General features: G+C 33.8%; 17 protein-coding genes. 11 read left to right on the top strand and 6 right to left on the bottom strand.

Annotated features, from left to right (window positions below; translation table 11 throughout):
* Positions 1-283: 283 nt before the first annotated feature.
* From BZARG_RS15790 to BZARG_RS11255, 6 genes are all read left to right on the top strand, one after another.
* A complete protein-coding gene (locus BZARG_RS15790) occupies positions 284-442 on the top strand; it encodes a hypothetical protein (protein ID WP_008638456.1) in 159 nt (52 codons plus the stop codon).
* Positions 442-909 (top strand): hypothetical protein, encoded by a 468-nt coding sequence (locus tag BZARG_RS11275; RefSeq protein ID WP_008638442.1) that lies wholly within the window; start codon positions 442-444, stop codon positions 907-909. The genes BZARG_RS15790 and BZARG_RS11275 overlap by 1 nt, the downstream gene beginning before the upstream one ends.
* Before the next feature lie 374 nt (positions 910-1,283).
* Complete coding sequence (locus BZARG_RS11270) at positions 1,284-1,592, top strand: hypothetical protein (RefSeq protein ID WP_008638476.1); 309 nt, start codon at positions 1,284-1,286, stop codon at positions 1,590-1,592.
* A gap of 724 nt (positions 1,593-2,316) precedes the next feature.
* Positions 2,317-2,892 (top strand): hypothetical protein, encoded by a 576-nt coding sequence (locus BZARG_RS11265; protein ID WP_008638443.1) that lies wholly within the window; start codon positions 2,317-2,319, stop codon positions 2,890-2,892.
* A gap of 569 nt (positions 2,893-3,461) precedes the next feature.
* Positions 3,462-4,484: an outer membrane protein assembly factor BamB family protein gene (locus tag BZARG_RS11260; RefSeq protein WP_008638471.1), complete on the top strand. Its 1,023-nt coding sequence runs from the start codon at positions 3,462-3,464 to the stop codon at positions 4,482-4,484.
* On the top strand, positions 4,477-5,100 hold the full coding sequence (locus BZARG_RS11255; RefSeq protein ID WP_008638452.1) for a hypothetical protein: 624 nt from the start codon (positions 4,477-4,479) through the stop codon (positions 5,098-5,100). Before BZARG_RS11260 ends, BZARG_RS11255 begins: the two co-directional genes overlap by 8 nt.
* Before the next feature lie 600 nt (positions 5,101-5,700).
* Here the strand turns inward: BZARG_RS11255 and BZARG_RS11250 are convergent.
* Positions 5,701-6,918 carry a serine hydrolase domain-containing protein gene (locus BZARG_RS11250; RefSeq protein WP_008638472.1) on the bottom strand — a complete coding sequence of 406 codons (1,218 nt, stop codon included), beginning with the start codon at positions 6,916-6,918 and terminating at the stop codon, positions 5,701-5,703.
* Positions 6,919-6,988: 70 nt separating this feature from the next.
* Complete coding sequence (mnmE, locus tag BZARG_RS11245; RefSeq protein ID WP_008638446.1) at positions 6,989-8,380, bottom strand: tRNA uridine-5-carboxymethylaminomethyl(34) synthesis GTPase MnmE; 1,392 nt, start codon at positions 8,378-8,380, stop codon at positions 6,989-6,991.
* Positions 8,381-8,493: 113 nt separating this feature from the next.
* Here mnmE and BZARG_RS11240 point away from each other — a divergent pair, with 113 nt between their 5' ends.
* Positions 8,494-9,618 carry a TlpA disulfide reductase family protein gene (locus BZARG_RS11240; RefSeq protein WP_008638439.1) on the top strand — a complete coding sequence of 375 codons (1,125 nt, stop codon included), beginning with the start codon at positions 8,494-8,496 and terminating at the stop codon, positions 9,616-9,618.
* Positions 9,619-9,693: 75 nt separating this feature from the next.
* Here BZARG_RS11240 and BZARG_RS11235 read toward each other — a convergent pair whose 3' ends face one another.
* Entirely contained in the window at positions 9,694-10,344 is a 651-nt protein-coding gene (locus tag BZARG_RS11235; protein WP_008638441.1) for a rhomboid family intramembrane serine protease, read from the bottom strand.
* A gap of 61 nt (positions 10,345-10,405) precedes the next feature.
* Between BZARG_RS11235 and BZARG_RS11230 the strand changes: the two genes are divergently transcribed.
* Entirely contained in the window at positions 10,406-11,305 is a 900-nt protein-coding gene (locus BZARG_RS11230; protein WP_008638473.1) for a lysophospholipid acyltransferase family protein, read from the top strand.
* A gap of 9 nt (positions 11,306-11,314) precedes the next feature.
* Here BZARG_RS11230 and BZARG_RS11225 read toward each other — a convergent pair whose 3' ends face one another.
* From BZARG_RS11225 to glmM, 3 genes are read right to left on the bottom strand one after another with little or no spacing between them, the layout of a single operon-like run.
* On the bottom strand, positions 11,315-11,569 hold the full coding sequence (locus tag BZARG_RS11225) for a hypothetical protein (protein ID WP_008638480.1): 255 nt from the start codon (positions 11,567-11,569) through the stop codon (positions 11,315-11,317).
* 45 nt (positions 11,570-11,614) lie between these two features.
* Complete coding sequence (locus BZARG_RS11220) at positions 11,615-13,129, bottom strand: aminotransferase class V-fold PLP-dependent enzyme (RefSeq protein ID WP_008638477.1); 1,515 nt, start codon at positions 13,127-13,129, stop codon at positions 11,615-11,617.
* Between the two features lie 25 nt (positions 13,130-13,154).
* On the bottom strand, positions 13,155-14,543 hold the full coding sequence (gene glmM, locus BZARG_RS11215) for a phosphoglucosamine mutase (protein WP_008638444.1): 1,389 nt from the start codon (positions 14,541-14,543) through the stop codon (positions 13,155-13,157).
* A gap of 73 nt (positions 14,544-14,616) precedes the next feature.
* Here glmM and BZARG_RS11210 point away from each other — a divergent pair, with 73 nt between their 5' ends.
* From BZARG_RS11210 to BZARG_RS11200, 3 genes are read left to right on the top strand one after another with little or no spacing between them, the layout of a single operon-like run.
* Entirely contained in the window at positions 14,617-15,216 is a 600-nt protein-coding gene (locus tag BZARG_RS11210) for an acyl carrier protein phosphodiesterase (RefSeq protein ID WP_008638460.1), read from the top strand.
* A 5-nt stretch (positions 15,217-15,221) separates the two neighbouring features.
* On the top strand, positions 15,222-16,922 hold the full coding sequence (ggt, locus tag BZARG_RS11205) for a gamma-glutamyltransferase (protein ID WP_008638463.1): 1,701 nt from the start codon (positions 15,222-15,224) through the stop codon (positions 16,920-16,922).
* 11 nt (positions 16,923-16,933) lie between these two features.
* Positions 16,934-17,833: an ATP-grasp domain-containing protein gene (locus BZARG_RS11200; protein WP_008638454.1), complete on the top strand. Its 900-nt coding sequence runs from the start codon at positions 16,934-16,936 to the stop codon at positions 17,831-17,833.
* The last annotated feature ends 3 nt before the right edge of the window (positions 17,834-17,836 follow it).

The raw sequence follows: 17,836 nt of genomic DNA, 5'->3' as shown, positions 1-17,836 counted from the left end.
TAATCATGCAGAGGAAATTTATTCACATAAATTTATGTAGTCTAAGTTGGATGACATTCATTTAAACCCAGTAAGAGCTAGCATTGTTGAAAAAGCATCACATTACATATAATCTAGTGCAAGTAATTATGTAAACAACCAAGGCTTAATTGATATAGAAATAGTAGATAATACAGTAATTGATGTGCTAAATGCGTCATCCATTACAAAGTATAATCAATATTGAAAATGAATTTTTTGCATGACTGTTTTAGGAATAATAATAATAATAATAATAATAATAATGACCTCAAAGTCGGGAGACTTTGCGGAGCGGGGTCAAACACTACAAGGTCAAATGTTTTTAGAAATTCCTGCTAGTACTCAAAGTTTGAGTAATATTCAAGACTATATTAATTTGGCTAATAGTAAAAATATCACTTTAAGATTTAAAATAGAATAATGTATAATTTAGGAGTAAAAATATTTAGTAATATCAATTTTTATGATCGCTATAAGAGTTTAAGCGAGAAGACGAGAAAAAATGATGAAAGACTAGATAAAACACAAAAAAAAGTAGTCTTAACCATCCTTAAAGAATTGGGGTATGAATCGAAATTTGTGTCTAAAGGTCAGTTTTATCGCATTGTAGATACAATAAATGATTTAGATTTTAACCTTCATTTATGTCTTAAATATGGATTGGTTGAAGTTATTTTAGGATGTAAAAATAATAGTTTAAATCTGATGTTTGGAGGTCCTGCATCTCTTATTTGTGAATCAATAGAATATAGTAAAGGAATAAAGTCTGACGAACTAGTGAAAAAGCCCTCGTTTGATACTTACGAAATACTTAAAGAAATATTCAAAGAGATAATATCTTTATATGAAGATATGAAAGAAGAGACACTAATTAATCAACCTGCATAAAGCCTGTCTAGTTTTAAAATGAACGCTCTTAAATTCATAAAATACATATTTCTATTCTTCTTAGCGTACCTGATAGGAACGCAAATAACTTATGCCAAAACGGAACTACTTTTACCCCAAACCCTAGTTTCTTTTTCAATTGAACATTCTCAAAAAACAAACTCATTAAAAAAAGATCTTCAACCAACATAGGTTTTTTAAAAGAAAAAACTAAGTTTGAAGTATCTGAGAGCCTTTCTGCTTGGAATTCACATAAATATTTGGGAATAGATGTTTACCTATTGGCTGATGCGGGGGATGATTTAGCTGGAGCTTGAAAGGCAGGATGGAATTAGCAAAAAATACTTAATTTACCAAAAGGAAGTAGACCACCAGTGTCAGACTACTTGAATAAAAGTTATATTGATAATCATTTATTTAAGTTTGATGATGGAGCTTCAAGAATTGTTATAAAAAAAGATTATGATAAATACGGAATAGGGAAACCTGATTTAGGGAAAACAGAATTTGTGTCAACAAAATCGGAAATAAATCATATTATTAAATTACCTATTAAAGAACAATCAAAGAAGTTAGGGATTCCAGTAGAACAATTGCAGGGAGGAGAGGTGTTGAGAATTGATTTTAAACCAACAAATAAAATAGAAGTACCTACGGGGAATGAATTTGGAGCTAATAATTAATGGATTCCTGGAAGGAAAGTACCAGAAGCTGTTATTAAAACAGAAGGGATGGTTATTAATACAGATTGCACCTCTAATATTATTCAATAAGATATGAAAGAATTATACAATCATCCTTGGGATTTTACGCTTTAAGATGTTAATGGAAAAAAAAAATATCTGTTGTATTTCATAATAGTTTTGTAGATACTTCAAAGAGTTTTCGTTTACAAGAGGAGGAAGAAAAATTTGATTTTGAAAGATTAAAGGAACTATCGGAGCATATTAGGAATAACTATGAATTGTACAAAGACATAGAAATCATACCGTCTCTTTGAATTCATTTTTAGTATTAAACTCTAATGCGTAGCTACATTTTTATGAATGAAGTCTTTAAACTTTTTAGTCTTAAATAATTTGTCAATGATTTCAAACCAATTAAAAACACCTCTTTCTGTTCCTCGTAGCATTTCTGTTAGAGCTTTAAAATTGGAAGAAGAGTTGATTTTCGAAAAAGACATCACTCTGAAAAATCTAAAATTAATTATAGTTTACGTGATTATGATATAATAACCTCACCAAATACAACACCTATCAAATTGGCATGAAGTAGGTTAAAAGAAGACTTGGAAGAATCAGGCTTGACAGAATTTAATTTTAAAGAATTTTAGCAATGAACCCGAATCATTAACTTATCGTAATAATACTTTTTATAATCAAATATTAAGATTAATTAATTTTAAAAATGTATAACAAAAACTGGGGATATCACGAATTCACTACAGATGTTGAGCACGTATTCAGCAAAATTTTAGCTGCCCATAATTTTGCTATTACTGGCAACACAGATAGTTTTTCGTATGTAATGTATAAAAACGACTATTTAGGCTTGCATATTGCATATGATAACTCCAAAATATTAGAGTTCATATTTATAACTAATAGCGGTGAAAATTATAAAATAGCAGCATGCTGCCTTTTAAAAAGCATAGACTTTAAAACTCCCATTTGTGAGTTTAGAGATAGAGATTGTATTCTTAAAGGCTTAAACTACTTGGAGCGTATAGTTAAACAAAATTTTGAGCAAGAGTTAAAAGGTGTTTTTCCCTATAGTAACGAATATGAATTACTACAAAAAGAAACGTATTTCTTAAATAAACAAATTGCGTTTTTACCATTACAAGATGCCCTTAAGCAAAAAATTAAAAACAACTATTTACCAAATGCAGGAATAGCTGACATGCGAGAAAGATTAATACGTGAAAATAACTACCCTGTAAGGTTTGAATATATATACAACAGGTACATTAAAATAAAATAATCATAAGTCACGCCTATTATCAGGGAGTCTTTGCAGAACAACAAAACAGTATTAAAATTTTGAGTAAAAACTACCAAACAAGAATGGCATTAGTTGCCTTCTTATCTTTTATAACAACAATTACCTTAAACTAACCGCTTATTATATGGTAGTATATTGTGATTTAGAAGTAGTATATTTCCACAAACAGCAAAATCCATAAAATAAAAATTTCCCAAAGAACACAATAGATTAATGAAAGCATAAAATAATGGCTGCTGTAGGTTCAACTCCGCAAGCCCCTTTTTATAACAGGAGCTTATGGCATAATTATAAACATAGTAATGCAACTAACAAAACCAATTTTATAAATATATTGAAAGTAATAAATTCAGGTATTACTTTAATGACAATGCAACTGAAGCTAAAGTAATGTTTCAAAATATTTTCAAAAATGCTGAAAAGGCAGAAGAATTATTTAAATTAAATCCAGAATTTTTTACAAGTCTTAATCCTTCAATAACAAATTCAAAAAAAACTTGTAGAATTTGCTACGAATGGAAGTTTAGTTACATAAATTGGGTGAAATAATGAATTTTAAAGAAGTTAAGAAAATAGAAAACACTTATAAATGTTTTAAGATTGAAGAGCAACTTCTCGTTTCTAAGCAAACAGGTGAAGTTTTTTTTTATGCTTTGGAAAGTTTGAAGTTTTTGAGAAAAATTGATTTTAATCGCTCATTTTACAGCTTTTTTTCGTATAACAATAATTTTTACTTTCAAGACTCATCTTCTGGTGAAATGTATAGAAAGGAAGATAATAGATTTGATATTTATATGAAAGGTTCATTAAAAAAATATAATAATTACGGAGTTGATAATGAAAAAATATTAATTTACAAAGATAAATTAGGAACTGAGATAGAGCAAGGTGTATACTCATTAAAAACCCAAGAAGTTTTATGGTGGTCTAAAACTAATACACCTTTACGTTTGAATGACGATTTTTTATATGGTGTTGCTGCTAACAAAGTAATTTCACTCAATATAAATAATGGAGAAATTTTATGGGAAACTTCCTTCCAAGAGGAATACAAAGATTTACGAACAAATCTTTTTTATGTGGTATATAACAAAACATGCGTTTTAAGTTTAGGAGACGAGATTTTAATAGGCTTACATACTGATACAGGCGAGATATTATGGCAAATAGACGCGTGCAACAACACAAATTATGTGTTAGATGAGAAAAATGGGAAATTAAAAGGTGTTACCAGTATAGGTTATTTTGAGGTAGATATAGCCACTGGTGGATATAAACGTACATTATTTGAACCCATGGAAAAACTATTTAACGACCCTACTATTTTTGATTCGCAACGAGATAATTTTGTATTGGAAAACAACCACATTATTACCACCGATTACCGCAGAGGTATTATAGGTGCTTTTAATATTAAAACATTGCAATATGACTGGTTTCATGAAGAAAAAGGAGTTTACTTTCCAAGTCCTCGTCCAATAAAATATTTTCAACCTTATTTATTTGTTACAGACAATAAGGATACTTTACATATTTTTAAAAACGACGATCAAAACTTAACAAATGTCTAAAGTTAATTTTATTATATATACATTAATATACATGACTATTGCCGTCTTGTTGACTTTTAAAATAGGGCCAGATATTATAAAAGGAGGTAAAAGTATTAATACCAAACCCTTTCAATTTACCAAAGTAGAAAAAATAGATTTATGGTATCATAAAGTAGGTGAATATTATTTGAATGTAAAAATAATAGCGGATTCTAAACCGATAGAATTTCAATTTTATACACCTGATAAAAACTACAATCCAATTGCCAACCTATTAAAATCTAATTACTTAATAAGCGGTGAAAACACTTTTTTAGAAACGATACCAATAAGCTTTAAAGCGAATCAATTAACTTTTATTAAAAAGGTAGAATTACTTTATGATAAAAAAAATAGTATTCAATATTTAGCTATAAACAACAACGTGATAAAAGGTAGTAAACCAACTTTTAGAAAAGCATTTACTATATTTCTTGGTTATCTTTTAACGACTATAAGTGGTTTAGGATTGTTAATGCTACCTATGGGCGCATACTATCAAATTAAAGATAATATAAGACGCGGTACAACCATATACGTTCCAAATAGCTTAGACGGCATAAAAAACTTTTTAAAACTTTTTACCAATAAATAAGTTAACCTATCTAGATGTGCTCGAAACATTTATGTTTATATAAAAAAGACAACAATAGTTAATTCCATTTTTTGGTTCAACACCCTATGAAAAGCAGACATTTAATCATGAATATTTAACATATTTAAGGTGCTAATTGGCATGTAAATTCGAATTTACTATTACACTACTACTCTGCATTATCTTCATTTTCTTTAATATCTAACAATAGAAAGTATATACAGACGGAAAAAACACTGCATTTTGTTTGCTTTTTAGGACCAATAAGAAGTAATAAAGTGTCAATGCTCTAATTTCCAACTCAAAAAAGATATATTCGAAGTTATCTATTTCGCTTAAAGTTCTCCGCCTGTTCCAATACATTTATATAAACAACGTGCATAGTTACAGGGAGGATATTGGTTTATAGTTGAAGTTGATTAAAGCACGCTTCCCTTCTACCGTTTTCACGAACCTGCTGCATACTTTCCTTGGTTTTATAGCTTTCGCATTAAAACTTTTATTTTAGAAGGGTTACTACGGTTATGCGGCTTCTATAAAAAGAAACTACAGTTATTCGTTATTTTTAAACTTACTATACTCTTAACGGCATAGTCCGCTCTAATCCATAACGCGTTGAATAGCATCAATAAAAGACTGTCTTTTTTGAGTAAGCTCTTTAGAGCCCGCTTTTGGCCATGCTGCCATTTGTGCTACCACCAAGTTTTCATGGGGATTTATATATATCATCTGACCAAAAATGCCAAAAGCGCCATAGCTGCCATCTTGGAAACGCCACCATAAATAACCGTAACCATCGCCTTGCTCATTAGTTTGGTGTAAAAGTGATGTGGCATTTTTTAGCCATTCCTCCGAAAGTATGCTTTTACCATCAATTTCACCTTCGTCCATCATAAGTGTTCCTATGCGTGCAAAATCCCTTAAACTCGCCGAAAGACCACTTCCGCCTAGATTGAGATTGCTACATTCATCTGCAAGCCAATGCGCATCATGAGCCATCCCAAAAGGTTTCCATATTTTTTCAGAAAGATATTCTGCCAAACTTATGCCGGTTGCTTTCTGAACTAAAATCCCTACTAAATCGGTTTCACCCGTACTATAATTCCAATGCGTTCCTGGTTCATGTTCAAATTTTAAAGGCTTCATATAAGTCAAAATATGCGACTCGGAACCCTGGCAGTGTGCCTTATACATTTGTCCAACATCCGAGTTTGGGTCTTCATAATCCTCATTCCAGGCAATTCCCGAAGTCATTGTCAGGAGTTGGCGCACAGTCACTTTGCCGTAATCATGCCCTTTAAATTCAGTTATATATTTCTTTAACGGATCGTCCAAGCTTTCTATAGCGCCATCTTTTAACGCAACCCCAACCAACATGGAAGAAACAGATTTTGCCACAGAAAAAGACGTCCAAAGTGTTTCCTGATTAATGCCTTTAGCATATTTTTCCAACCTGACTTGATTGTCTTTTAGCACAATAACACCTTGAACGTGATTATCGTTCATATACGAATCCAATGTCGTTTCATCTTCCCACTTAGGAGTGATGTTTTTTAGTTGTTTTAAGAAAGCACTGTTCCCACCACAAGCTATAGGAATACTCGGGAATATAGCTTGCATTATTGGGAATCGACGTTCCTTTTCAGCTTGCGACCAGAAAAGTAAACTCTCCAATTTCTGACCCATCGTTTCTCCAGGAATATTGGCAAGCTCCTTACTAGCTTGTTTTATTTCAAGAGTTTGAAAATCTTGAGCGGTTAGCCTTAGCGAACATAGTAGTAAAAATAAGAGCAACAAAAACGCTTTAGTGTTATTCATATATTTGAAGATTGATATAGTTATTTTTAGATGGTTTTTAAAATTTCTAATTTATTTCGGAAATATGATGTTATTTACCAATACAGAAATTAGCAAATATATTTCCCAACAATTCATCATTGGTAACATTCCCAGTTATCAATCCAAACTGATACAAGGCTTCGCGAATATCAATGGCCATTAAATCGCTAGGCAATCCAGAATCTAGACCATACTTAACTTTCTGTATTTCTTCTAATGCTTTTAGCAAAGCATCGTAATGACGGGTATTGGTAATTATAGTTTCATTATTTCGGAGTGCACCCGTATTTACCAAGCCTAATAAGGAATCGGTAAGTTGTTCCACACCAAAACCACTTTTTGCAGATAGTAATTGGATTTCAGGAATTTCCAACTGCATTTGCGCTAACAAAGTATCGTCTACTTTATCAATTTTATTAGCGATAACAATCAAGGGCTTTAAAGGGTATTTATTTTTAATCTTTTCCAACTCCACTTTAAACTGATTACATTGCGTTTTGAAGGTTGTAGAATCGAATAAATAAATCACCACTTGGGCTTGCTCTATTTTCTCAAACGTTTTTTTTATTCCAATACTTTCTACCACATCTTGTGTTTCACGGATTCCGGCAGTATCTATAAACCGGAAACCCATGCCGCCTATACTAATTTCGTCTTCAATCGTATCGCGTGTGGTGCCAGCTATTTCAGAAACAATAGCACGTTCTTCATTTAATAAGGCATTTAATAATGTGGATTTACCAACATTAGGTTCGCCAACTATAGCAACAGGAATACCGTTTTTAATAACATTCCCAACAGCAAACGAGTCAATTAAACGTTTCAATACAAAAGTGATGCGTTCTACTAATTCCCGAAACTGGGTTCTATCAGCAAACTCCACATCTTCTTCTGCAAAATCAAGTTCTAATTCTATTAAGGATGCGAAATTTAAAAGTTCTTCTCGCAATTTGGCAATTTCACTAGAAAACCCACCACGCATTTGCTGCATAGCTATTTGGTGAGACGCCTCATTATCACTGGAAATTAAATCGGCAACAGCTTCAGCCTGACTTAAATCGAGTTTCCCGTTTAAAAAAGCACGCAAAGTAAATTCACCTGCATCTGCCATTCTACATCCATTGCGCAAGAATAACTGAATAATTTGCTGTTGAATATAATTGGAACCGTGACAAGACACTTCAACCACATCTTCGCCTGTATAAGATCTCGGATTTTTAAATACGGATACCAGAACCTCATCTATTTCTCGAGCATCATCTACAATATGCCCTAAATGAATGGTATGTGTTTTCTGACTTGATAATTTTTTCGATTTAGAAACCGACTTAAAGCAGCCTTCACAAATAGCAATCGCATCCTTACCAGACAAGCGTATAACGGCAATAGCACCAGCTCCTGACGGCGTAGCAAGTGCAACAATAGTATCGTTTTGATTCATACTACAAAAGTACTAAAATAGACAGAGAATATACCCATCTGGATATTAGCTAATTCTTAACATACTTTTTTTTAGTATTCAGCTATATTTGCTCAAACTAAAAAATATTAAAAATGATTAAAAAATTGACGCTACTTTCATTCATTATTCTTTTAGCTTCTTGCCAAGAATCAAATACGGATGGTTATGCCATAACAGGCTCTATTGATAAATCATTAGATGGGAAAGTAATAAAGATTCAAAATACAGACATGAACAATCCCACGGTTGTGGACTCTAGTATTGTAAAAGATGGTCAAGTTACTTTTAAAGGCTCCGTTCCTTCGACTGATCTTTTTGTTATAAGCATTGAAGGCATGCAAGGTGGCATGCCAATTATGTTAGAAAATGAAACTTTTTCTATTGAGTTTTACAAAGATAGCTTACAAGCATCTATTGTAACTGGTAGTAAAGAGAATGATGTTTTTCAAGAATTTAGAGATATTTCTGATGAGGTTCGTAAGAAAAATGAAACGATGGGACAGGAATTTATGGCGGCTAGAACGGCCGGCGATTCTGTAAAAATGACATCGATTCAAACGGAGTTTCAACAATTAGTAGACGCTGCAAATAAAGAGAACGCAGCAGCTATTAAGAAACACAATGATGCAGTAACGAGTGCTGCTATATTGGAAAACTTATTGAACACTAAAAATATCGAAGCAGAAAAAGCTACAGAACTATATGATAATTTCACCGAAACTGTTAAAAACAGTCGTATGGGCGAAAATATTTCGGGTATGATAACGGCTTCTAAAAACACCAACATAGGTAGTGTGGCTCCAAACTTTTCTGCTCCAAATCCGGAAGGGAAAATGGTTTCTTTAAACGATATTAAAGGTAAAATAACTATTATTGATTTCTGGGCTGCTTGGTGTGCACCTTGTAGACGTGAAAACCCAAATGTGGTTAAGGTTTATGAAAAATATCATGAAAAAGGTCTTGAAATTATTGGTGTATCGTTGGACGGAACTCCAAGACAAACTGACGCTAAAGATGAATGGCTAACAGCTATTGAAAAAGATGGCTTAACATGGCACCAGGTTTCTAACTTGGACTTTTTTAACGATCCTATTGCGAAGCTTTATAATATTCAAGCAATTCCTGCTACGTTTATTTTAGATAGCGAAGGAAAAATTATTGCTAAAGATTTAAGAGGTCCAGCTCTAGAAGCTAAAATAAAAGAGCTTTTAGATTAATATAAATAGATATAGCACAAAAAAGCCTTTCCATGTGGAAAGGCTTTTTTTATGCTTAAAACTTTGAAAAAACTTTTAAATTTTATTTAATTTTTTCAAAATAAATAGTAGAATAATTGGCAGGGCTAATAAGCCAATCATCAATAGGTTTTTCTCAAACAACCAAGGCGCCAAAATTAGTGTAATGACATATCCTCCAATAGCACCACCAAAGTGAGCGTCATGACCAATATTACCAACGCGATTTTTCATACCGTAAATAGAATATAACAAGTAACCAATACCAAAAATATATGCAGGAATTGGAATGGGTATAAAAAACAGATACAAACTCATATTGGGCTGTAACAATATAGCGGCATAAACAATACCCATTACCGCTCCACTAGCACCGACGGCACTGTAATGATGTTCCTCTTTATGAAAGTATAAGGATAGTAAATTACCTAACAGTAAGCTTCCTATATAAACAATAAGGAATTTAAAATTACCTAAAAACACAAGTACTACATCTGCAAAAATGAATAGAGAAAACATATTAAAAAACAAATGCGATGTATCTACATGCAGGAAACCGGAACTAAACATTCTAATTTTCTCCCCTCGAACAATGGCTCCAATATTGAACTTGTATTTTTCAAAAAACGAAAAATCACTAAAGCCTTTGAATGATATCAATGCATTCGCGGCGATTACCACGATAATTACAATACTTAAATTACCCATAAATACTAACGATTAAATAGAATATAACATATATTTGTATCTGCAAATCTAAAATTAATTCATGCAATTCCTTGCCTATATTCTCATTTATCCCATTTTGTGGTTGGTTTCCATTTTACCGTTCCGATTATTGTATTCAGTTTCCGATGGTTTATACGTTATACTCTACCATGTTATAGGTTACAGAAAAAATGTAGTTAAGGAGAATTTGAAGTTAGCTTTTCCTAACAAATCTAATGAGGAATTAAATAGCATCCGTAAGAAATTTTACCACCATTTATGTGATATGGTTTTAGAATCCATCAAGTCTATGACCATAACGGAAGCACAAATGAGAAAACGCTTTACGTTTTCGAATGTCGAGCTCATTCAACAACTTGAAAAAGAAAACAGAAGTGTTGCTTTAATGTGCGCACATTATGGAAGTTGGGAGTGGATTTTTATCCTTCAAACTTATATGAGTGTAAAGGGATATGCCATTTACAAACGTCTTGCCAATAAGTACTTTGACCGATTGGTAAAACGTATTCGTGCTAAATACAACAGCCACCTTATTACCACCAAAGAGAGTATTTCAGTTTTAAAACGGGCTAAAAATAATGGTGAAATCGCTATGTGCGGCTTTGTGTCTGACCAATCGCCTAAAGCTGAAAAAGCGTTTCATTGGAACGAATTTATGGGTATAACTGTTCCCGTGCATACTGGTGCGGAAATGTTAGCCAAAAAACTAGATATGTCCGTGGTGTTTTTTGGCGTTAAAAAGTTAAAACGTGGTTTTTATGAAACGACTTTTAAAACCATTGCCTATCATCCACAGGATTATAAAGATTATGAGATTACTGATATATTCCTAAAACTCGTGGAAGATCAAATTAACGAAGCGCCAGAATTCTATTTATGGACACATAAGCGCTGGAAACATCGTGATAAAGTGCCTACCGATTATAACAGCAAACAATAAATTAACACGTTACGACTTATTGTATTTCGTATATTCTATTTTCTTCTTATCTAAAATAGCATAAAACTTCCGAGATGATATTTTCAAGTTTTTAGTAATTTCACTGACTTTTTTCTGTCCTTTTTTATAGAGCTTTAAATTGTCAGTAACTTTTTTATTGAAATAATAATCTTTCAGTTTCTCAACAACTTCTAATTCCGTTAAATTAGATTCACTGGCGTATTGCTCTAATGCCAATTTAAGGTTCGATACGTTATTTTTCATACCTATTAGTTTTTCGCCTGTTATATCTATAAACTTCTACTTATCCTAGGCTAGTTCAAACCAGCTAGAAACCATAGTATCCATTTCATCTTCTTCCGCATGCAACAAAGACTTATGGACAAACTCATTATTCAATTTGTTATATTCATAATCATTCGACCAAGCTACATGGTTTTGAGCTAAATCTTTAATACTATCACATACAAACTGAATTTCAGCATTAGTAGTTGTTGGATGAATAGACATACGAATCCAACCGGGTTTGCGTGTTAGTTCACCTAAAGATATTTCTTGAGTTAGCTCATTAGACGTTTTCTGATCCACATGTAGTAAAAAATGCCCATAAGTACCAGCACAACTACAACCTCCACGTGTTTGCACACCAAATTTATCATTCAGCAACTTGACACCTAAATTAAAATGTAAATTATCAATATAGAAAGAAACCACGCCCAAACGGTCTTCATGTTGACCGGCAAGAATGTGTAAATTATCTAAATCTCCTAACTCTTTAAATACCACTTTTAGAATTTCATGCTCACGATCAAGCATATTCTTCACACCCATTTGCTCTTTCAACTTAATAGCGAGCGCCGTTTTTATTGTTTGTAAAAAACCTGGTGTTCCACCATCTTCACGGTCTTCAATATTATCAATATATTTATGCTCGCCCCAAGGGTTTGTCCAACTTACGGTGCCGCCACCTGGACAATCAGGAACAATATTTTTATAAAGCTTATTATTAAAAACTAGCACGCCAGATGTTCCTGGGCCGCCAATAAATTTATGAGGCGAAAAGAATACCGCATCCAAAGCTTTGGTTTCATCCTCGGGATGCATATCAATATCCACATAGGGTGCCGAGCAAGCAAAATCGACAAAGCAAAGTCCGCCATGCTTATGCATCATCTGCGCAATATCATGGTGAGGGTTTTCAATACCCGTAACATTAGAACCACCAACAACCGAAGCTATTTTTATGGTACATTCTTTATATTCAACTAATAACTTCTCTAAATTTTCTAAACTAAATAAACCATCTTCGTCAGGCGGAATAACAACTACTTTTGCAATCGTTTCCAACCACGTTGTTTGGTTCGAGTGATGCTCCATATGCGTGATAAAAACCACCGGACACATCTCATCAGGTACATTAGTAAATTCGCGTAAATTTTCAGGGACTTTTAATCCTAGAATACGTTGAAATTTATTAACCACACCAGTCATACCATTACCAGATACAATCAATACATCATCATCGCTAGCATTCACATGCGTTTTAATAATCTTCTTGGCTTTATGGTACGCTTTTGTCATGGCCGTACCTGAAACCGTAGTTTCGGTATGCGTATTGGCCACATAAGGTCCAAAAACATTGGTTATGGTTTCTTCAATTGGGCGGTATAAACGGCCCGAAGCCGTCCAATCCGTATAAATAATTTTTTGGGAACCGTATGGCGATTCAAACGTTTGATCCACACCAATAATGTGCTTTCTAAACTGACCAAAATAAGTTTCTAAATCCGTTTGAACCTCTGGAGATGTTTTTGTTGTAATCATGCGTATTAATTAAGTTGCAAAGGTACTAATTATTAGCCACAGCTTCAATTTCTGCAATGACTTTCTTCGCCAAAGCATCGGCCGCTTCTTGGCTTGGTGCTTCAGTATACACGCGAATAATAGGTTCTGTATTAGATTTACGTAAATGTACCCAACTATCGTTAAAATCTATTTTAACACCATCAACCGTGGTTACACGTTCGTTGCTATATTTTGCTTCCATAGCTTTTAAAATAGCATCCACATCCAATTGTGGCGTTAGAGCTATTTTCTTCTTACTCATAAAATAACTCGGATAACTAGCGCGCAATTCACTCACTGACATTTTCTTTTCCGCTAATAAGCTTAAAAATAAAGCCACACCCACTAAAGCATCACGACCGTAATGCGATTCTGGATAAATAATACCGCCATTTCCTTCACCACCAATAATGGCATTATTCTTTTTCATCAACTCCACAACATTCACTTCACCAACTGCACTAGCTTCATAAGTTCCGCCATGTTTTTCGGTTATATCGCGTAAAGCTCGTGTAGAACTCATATTACTTACTGTATTTCCTGGCGTTTTACTCAAAACATAATCTGCGCAAGCAACAAGTGTATATTCTTCGCCAAACATCTCCCCTTTTTCATCCATAAAAGCCAAACGATCAACATCTGGATCGACAACAATTCCAAAATCAGCGCGTTCTTTAACAACAGCTTCCGATAAATCAGTTAAATGTTCTTTTAACGGTTCTGGGTTATGTGGAAAATGACCAGTAGGATCGCAGTATAATTTTATAGGCTCAACACCTAATCGTTCTAATAATAATGGAATAGCAATTCCGCCTGTGGAGTTAACACCATCCACAACTACTTTAAAATTAGCTTTTTCGATAGCCGATTTATTCACCAGTTTTAAATCTAAAACGGCATCAATATGCATATCAATATACGCATCATTTACAGTGATTTTTCCCAAGCTATCTACATCCGCAAAGTGCATAGAATCACTTTCTGCTATGGCTAAAATTTTAGCACCTTCAACGCCATTTAAAAATTCACCTTTATTATTTAGTAGCTTTAATGCGTTCCATTCTTTTGGATTGTGACTTGCTGTTAAAATAATGCCACCATCAGCATGTTCCAATGGTACAGCTATTTCAACGGTTGGTGTTGTAGAAAGACCTAAATCAATTACATGAATACCTAAACCAACCAATGTGTTCATCACTAAATTCTGTATCATTTCACCAGAAATACGAGCATCACGACCAACCACAACGCGGTAATCATCTTTTTTATACTGCGCTTTTAACCAAGTTCCATAAGCCGATGCAAATTTCACAGCATCAATAGGTGTTAAGTTGTCCCCAACTGTACCGCCAATAGTTCCTCTGATTCCTGATATAGATTTTATAAGTGTCATAAAAAGTATTTTAATTTCAACAAATATAAGTTTTATATGTGTTTTCTTAAGTATGAATTTGTAATTTCGAATTATGAACTTCCTAGCCCACATTTATCTTTCCAATAACCTTCCAAATGTCACCATTGGGAACTTTATAGCCGATGGCATACGGGGCAAACAATACAAGGAGTACCCTAAAGAAATTCAAATAGGCATTTTATTACATCGCGAAATTGACACCTTTACAGATGCGCATCCTGTGGTACGAAAAAGCACTAAAAAGCTTCATGAAAATTATAGCCATTATAGTGGTGTGATTGTCGATATTCTATACGATCATTTCCTGGCGAAGAATTGGACAAAATATTCCAAGGTGCCTTTAGAAGAATACGCACAAAATTTCTATGATTTGTTAGAAGTAAATTATGAGATATTGCCCCCAAGAACCCGAAGAATTTTACCCTACATGATTGCTAATAATTTATTAGTGATTTATGCAGAAATCGATGGTATTCAACGTGTTTTGGACGGTATGAATCAGCGTACAAAAAATAAATCGAAAATGAACGAAGCCACTCGAGAATTGGTAGAGTATTATGACGAATTTGAAGCTGAATTCACGCTTTTCTTTGAAGATCTACGCGTTTTCGCTGCTGAAAAACTAAAAACTATTACTAATACAATTACTTAAATATAATGATGAATCGTTTTTTACCACTCTTATTAATTGCTGTTTTTTATTCTTGTAAAAAAAGTCCTGAAATATCTCAAATAACTAAAAAACAAGGTTTAATTACCCAAAAAGCCATGGTGGTTTCGGCACGTGAGGAGGCCTCTAAAATTGGTAGCGATATTTTAGCTAAAGGTGGAAATGCCTTTGATGCTATGGCTGCTACAGAATTAGCTTTGGCTGTTGCATTCCCATATGCCGGAAATATTGGCGGTGGTGGTTTTATGGTATATCGTATGCACGACGGTGAAATTGGCGCGTTAGATTATCGTGAAAAAGCACCTATGGCAGCCACTAAAGATATGTATCTAGATAGTTTAGGTCAGGTTATTCCTGGTAAAAGCACCACTGGCGCTATGGCTGTTGGGGTTCCAGGAACTATTGCTGGTGTTTTTGAAGCGCATAAAAAGTTTGGTATTCTACCAATTGAAGCTATTATCCAACCTGTTATTGAGTTAGCAGAACGCGGCGTAATTGTCACTAAAAAACAGGCAGCAAGTATTGCTTATTTTAAACCACAAATTGAAGCTGTAAATGCTAACGGTACTGTTTTAGATGGCGAATGGAAAGAAAACGATACTATTAAATACCCAGCATTAGCTAACACCTTAAAAGCGATTATGAAAAATGGTCGTGATGAGTTTTATAAAGGCAAAACAGCTAAAATATTAGCGACTTTTATTCAATCGCAAGGCGGTGTTATTACGGTGGAAGATTTAGCACGCTATGAAGCAAAATGGCGCGAACCAGTTACGTTTACCTATGATGATTTAAAAATAATTTCCATGTCTCCACCCTCAAGTGGTGGTATTGCTTTAGCACAAATGATGAAAATGATTGAGCCATACAATCTTTCGGAATACGGACATAATAGTCTAAAAGCTATTCAAGTAATTACGGAAGCAGAGCGTCGTGCTTATGCCGATAGAAGTTTCTATTTAGGCGATCCTGATTTTGTAACAGTTCCGAACGAAAAACTAATAAATACCGACTATTTATCGAAAAGAATGGAAAGTTTTAGCTTTGAAAACGCCACGAAATCAGCAGATGTATCACACGGAAAAGTTCAAATAATAGAAAGTGATGAAACGACGCACTACTCTATCGTCGATCAATATGGAAATGCTATTGCTGCAACAACGACTTTAAATAGCGGTTTTGGCTCGAAATTATATTCTAATGAATTAGGGTTTTTCTTAAATAACGAAATGGACGATTTTAGCAGTAAACCAGGCGTACCAAATGTTTACGGTTTAGTTGGTGCTGAAGCGAATAGCATTCTTCCCGAAAAACGTATGTTAAGTTCTATGACACCAACTATTGTGGAGAAAAATGGAAAGCTATTAATGAGTCTGGGAACACCAGGAGGATCCACCATTATTACGTCTGTTTTACAAACCATATTAAATGTACATGAATTTGGTATGTCCATGCAGGACGCTGTTGACGCTCCACGATTCCATCACCAATGGTTACCAGATGAAATTCGTATAGAACCACAAGTTTTTACAGGCACTTTGAAATCTGATTTACAAGCCAAAGGATATCATTTAAATGAAGAAAACGCTCCCGTTATTGGTAAAGTAGATGCTATTTTAGTTTTAGAAGATGGAAGTTTGGAAGGTGGCGCTGACAAACGTGGCGATGATACCGCTGTTGGATTTTAAAATTTCTCAATATGAAAATTTACGACGTTGTTATACTCACGGATGCACGTTATTTGGAAGATTCTGACACCAACGCTTATAAACATAACGTTTTTTATGAAGATTTGCTCGTCCAAAATGCGCTTAAAGCAGAAGGCTTAAACGTCATACGTTTAGCTTGGGATGATTCAGAATTTAATTGGAACAGTACAAAAGCCGTTTTATTTAGAACTACTTGGGACTATTTTAATCGATTTCATGAATTTTCAAAATGGCTGAAAGCTGTTTCAAAAGAAACGTTATTGCTAAATTCTGAATATATAATCCGCTGGAATATTGACAAGCATTATCTTCTGGATTTAAAGAAAAAAGGTATTCATATTACTGAATCCCATTTTATAGAACCCGGTACAGAAACCAATTTGTCCGAATTGCATAAACAATTAAACTGGCAGGAAACCGTTTTAAAACCTTGTGTTTCGGGTGGTGGGCGACATACTTACAAATTAAACGCTGATAATTTAACCGCGCACGAAGCAATTTTTTCAGAATTGATAAAGGAAGAAGCATTGATGCTGCAACCTTTTCAACACAACATTGTAAGTGAAGGAGAATTATCTTTGATGGTTTTTAATGGAGAATATAGCCACGCTGTTTTGAAAAAAGCCAAGTCGGGTGATTTCCGAGTTCAAGATGATTTTGGTGGAAGCGTTCATATTTACACACCCACAGAAGCTGAAATAGACTTTGCTATTAAAGCCGTAAAAGCTTGCACCGAATTACCTATTTACGCCAGAGTTGATATCTTTACGGATAATGAGGGTCTAATAGCACTTGCCGAATTAGAACTTATTGAGCCTGAATTATGGTTTAGAAATGAACTGAAAGCGGCTACCGTTTTTGCCAAACATATTACATTGCGTTTAAACTAATAC

Origin of the sequence: Bizionia argentinensis JUB59, assembly GCF_000224335.1 — a bacterium.
In the GTDB taxonomy this organism is placed as follows: domain Bacteria; phylum Bacteroidota; class Bacteroidia; order Flavobacteriales; family Flavobacteriaceae; genus Algorimicrobium; species Algorimicrobium argentinense.
The sequence above is the reverse complement of the archived record's forward strand: the minus strand, read 5'-3'. Positions and strand labels throughout refer to the sequence as shown.

Bases quoted from the DNA above. Each gene is read 5' to 3' on its own strand.
- glmM (WP_008638444.1), bottom strand. From the start codon at position 14,543: ATGACACTTATAAAATCTATATCAGGAATCAGAGGAACTATTGGCGGT.
- BZARG_RS11225 (WP_008638480.1), bottom strand. From the start codon at position 11,569: ATGAAAAATAACGTATCGAACCTTAAATTGGCATTAGAGCAATACGCC.
- BZARG_RS11235 (WP_008638441.1), bottom strand. From the start codon at position 10,344: ATGGGTAATTTAAGTATTGTAATTATCGTGGTAATCGCCGCGAATGCA.
- BZARG_RS11210 (WP_008638460.1), top strand. From the start codon at position 14,617: ATGAACTTCCTAGCCCACATTTATCTTTCCAATAACCTTCCAAATGTC.
- BZARG_RS11240 (WP_008638439.1), top strand. From the start codon at position 8,494: ATGATTAAAAAATTGACGCTACTTTCATTCATTATTCTTTTAGCTTCT.
- BZARG_RS11230 (WP_008638473.1), top strand. From the start codon at position 10,406: ATGCAATTCCTTGCCTATATTCTCATTTATCCCATTTTGTGGTTGGTT.
- ggt (WP_008638463.1), top strand. From the start codon at position 15,222: ATGATGAATCGTTTTTTACCACTCTTATTAATTGCTGTTTTTTATTCT.
- BZARG_RS11255 (WP_008638452.1), top strand. From the start codon at position 4,477: ATGTCTAAAGTTAATTTTATTATATATACATTAATATACATGACTATT.
- BZARG_RS15790 (WP_008638456.1), top strand. From the start codon at position 284: ATGACCTCAAAGTCGGGAGACTTTGCGGAGCGGGGTCAAACACTACAA.
- BZARG_RS11265 (WP_008638443.1), top strand. From the start codon at position 2,317: ATGTATAACAAAAACTGGGGATATCACGAATTCACTACAGATGTTGAG.
- BZARG_RS11220 (WP_008638477.1), bottom strand. From the start codon at position 13,129: ATGATTACAACAAAAACATCTCCAGAGGTTCAAACGGATTTAGAAACT.
- BZARG_RS11250 (WP_008638472.1), bottom strand. From the start codon at position 6,918: ATGAATAACACTAAAGCGTTTTTGTTGCTCTTATTTTTACTACTATGT.
- BZARG_RS11260 (WP_008638471.1), top strand. From the start codon at position 3,462: ATGAATTTTAAAGAAGTTAAGAAAATAGAAAACACTTATAAATGTTTT.
- BZARG_RS11275 (WP_008638442.1), top strand. From the start codon at position 442: ATGTATAATTTAGGAGTAAAAATATTTAGTAATATCAATTTTTATGAT.
- BZARG_RS11200 (WP_008638454.1), top strand. From the start codon at position 16,934: ATGAAAATTTACGACGTTGTTATACTCACGGATGCACGTTATTTGGAA.
- mnmE (WP_008638446.1), bottom strand. From the start codon at position 8,380: ATGAATCAAAACGATACTATTGTTGCACTTGCTACGCCGTCAGGAGCT.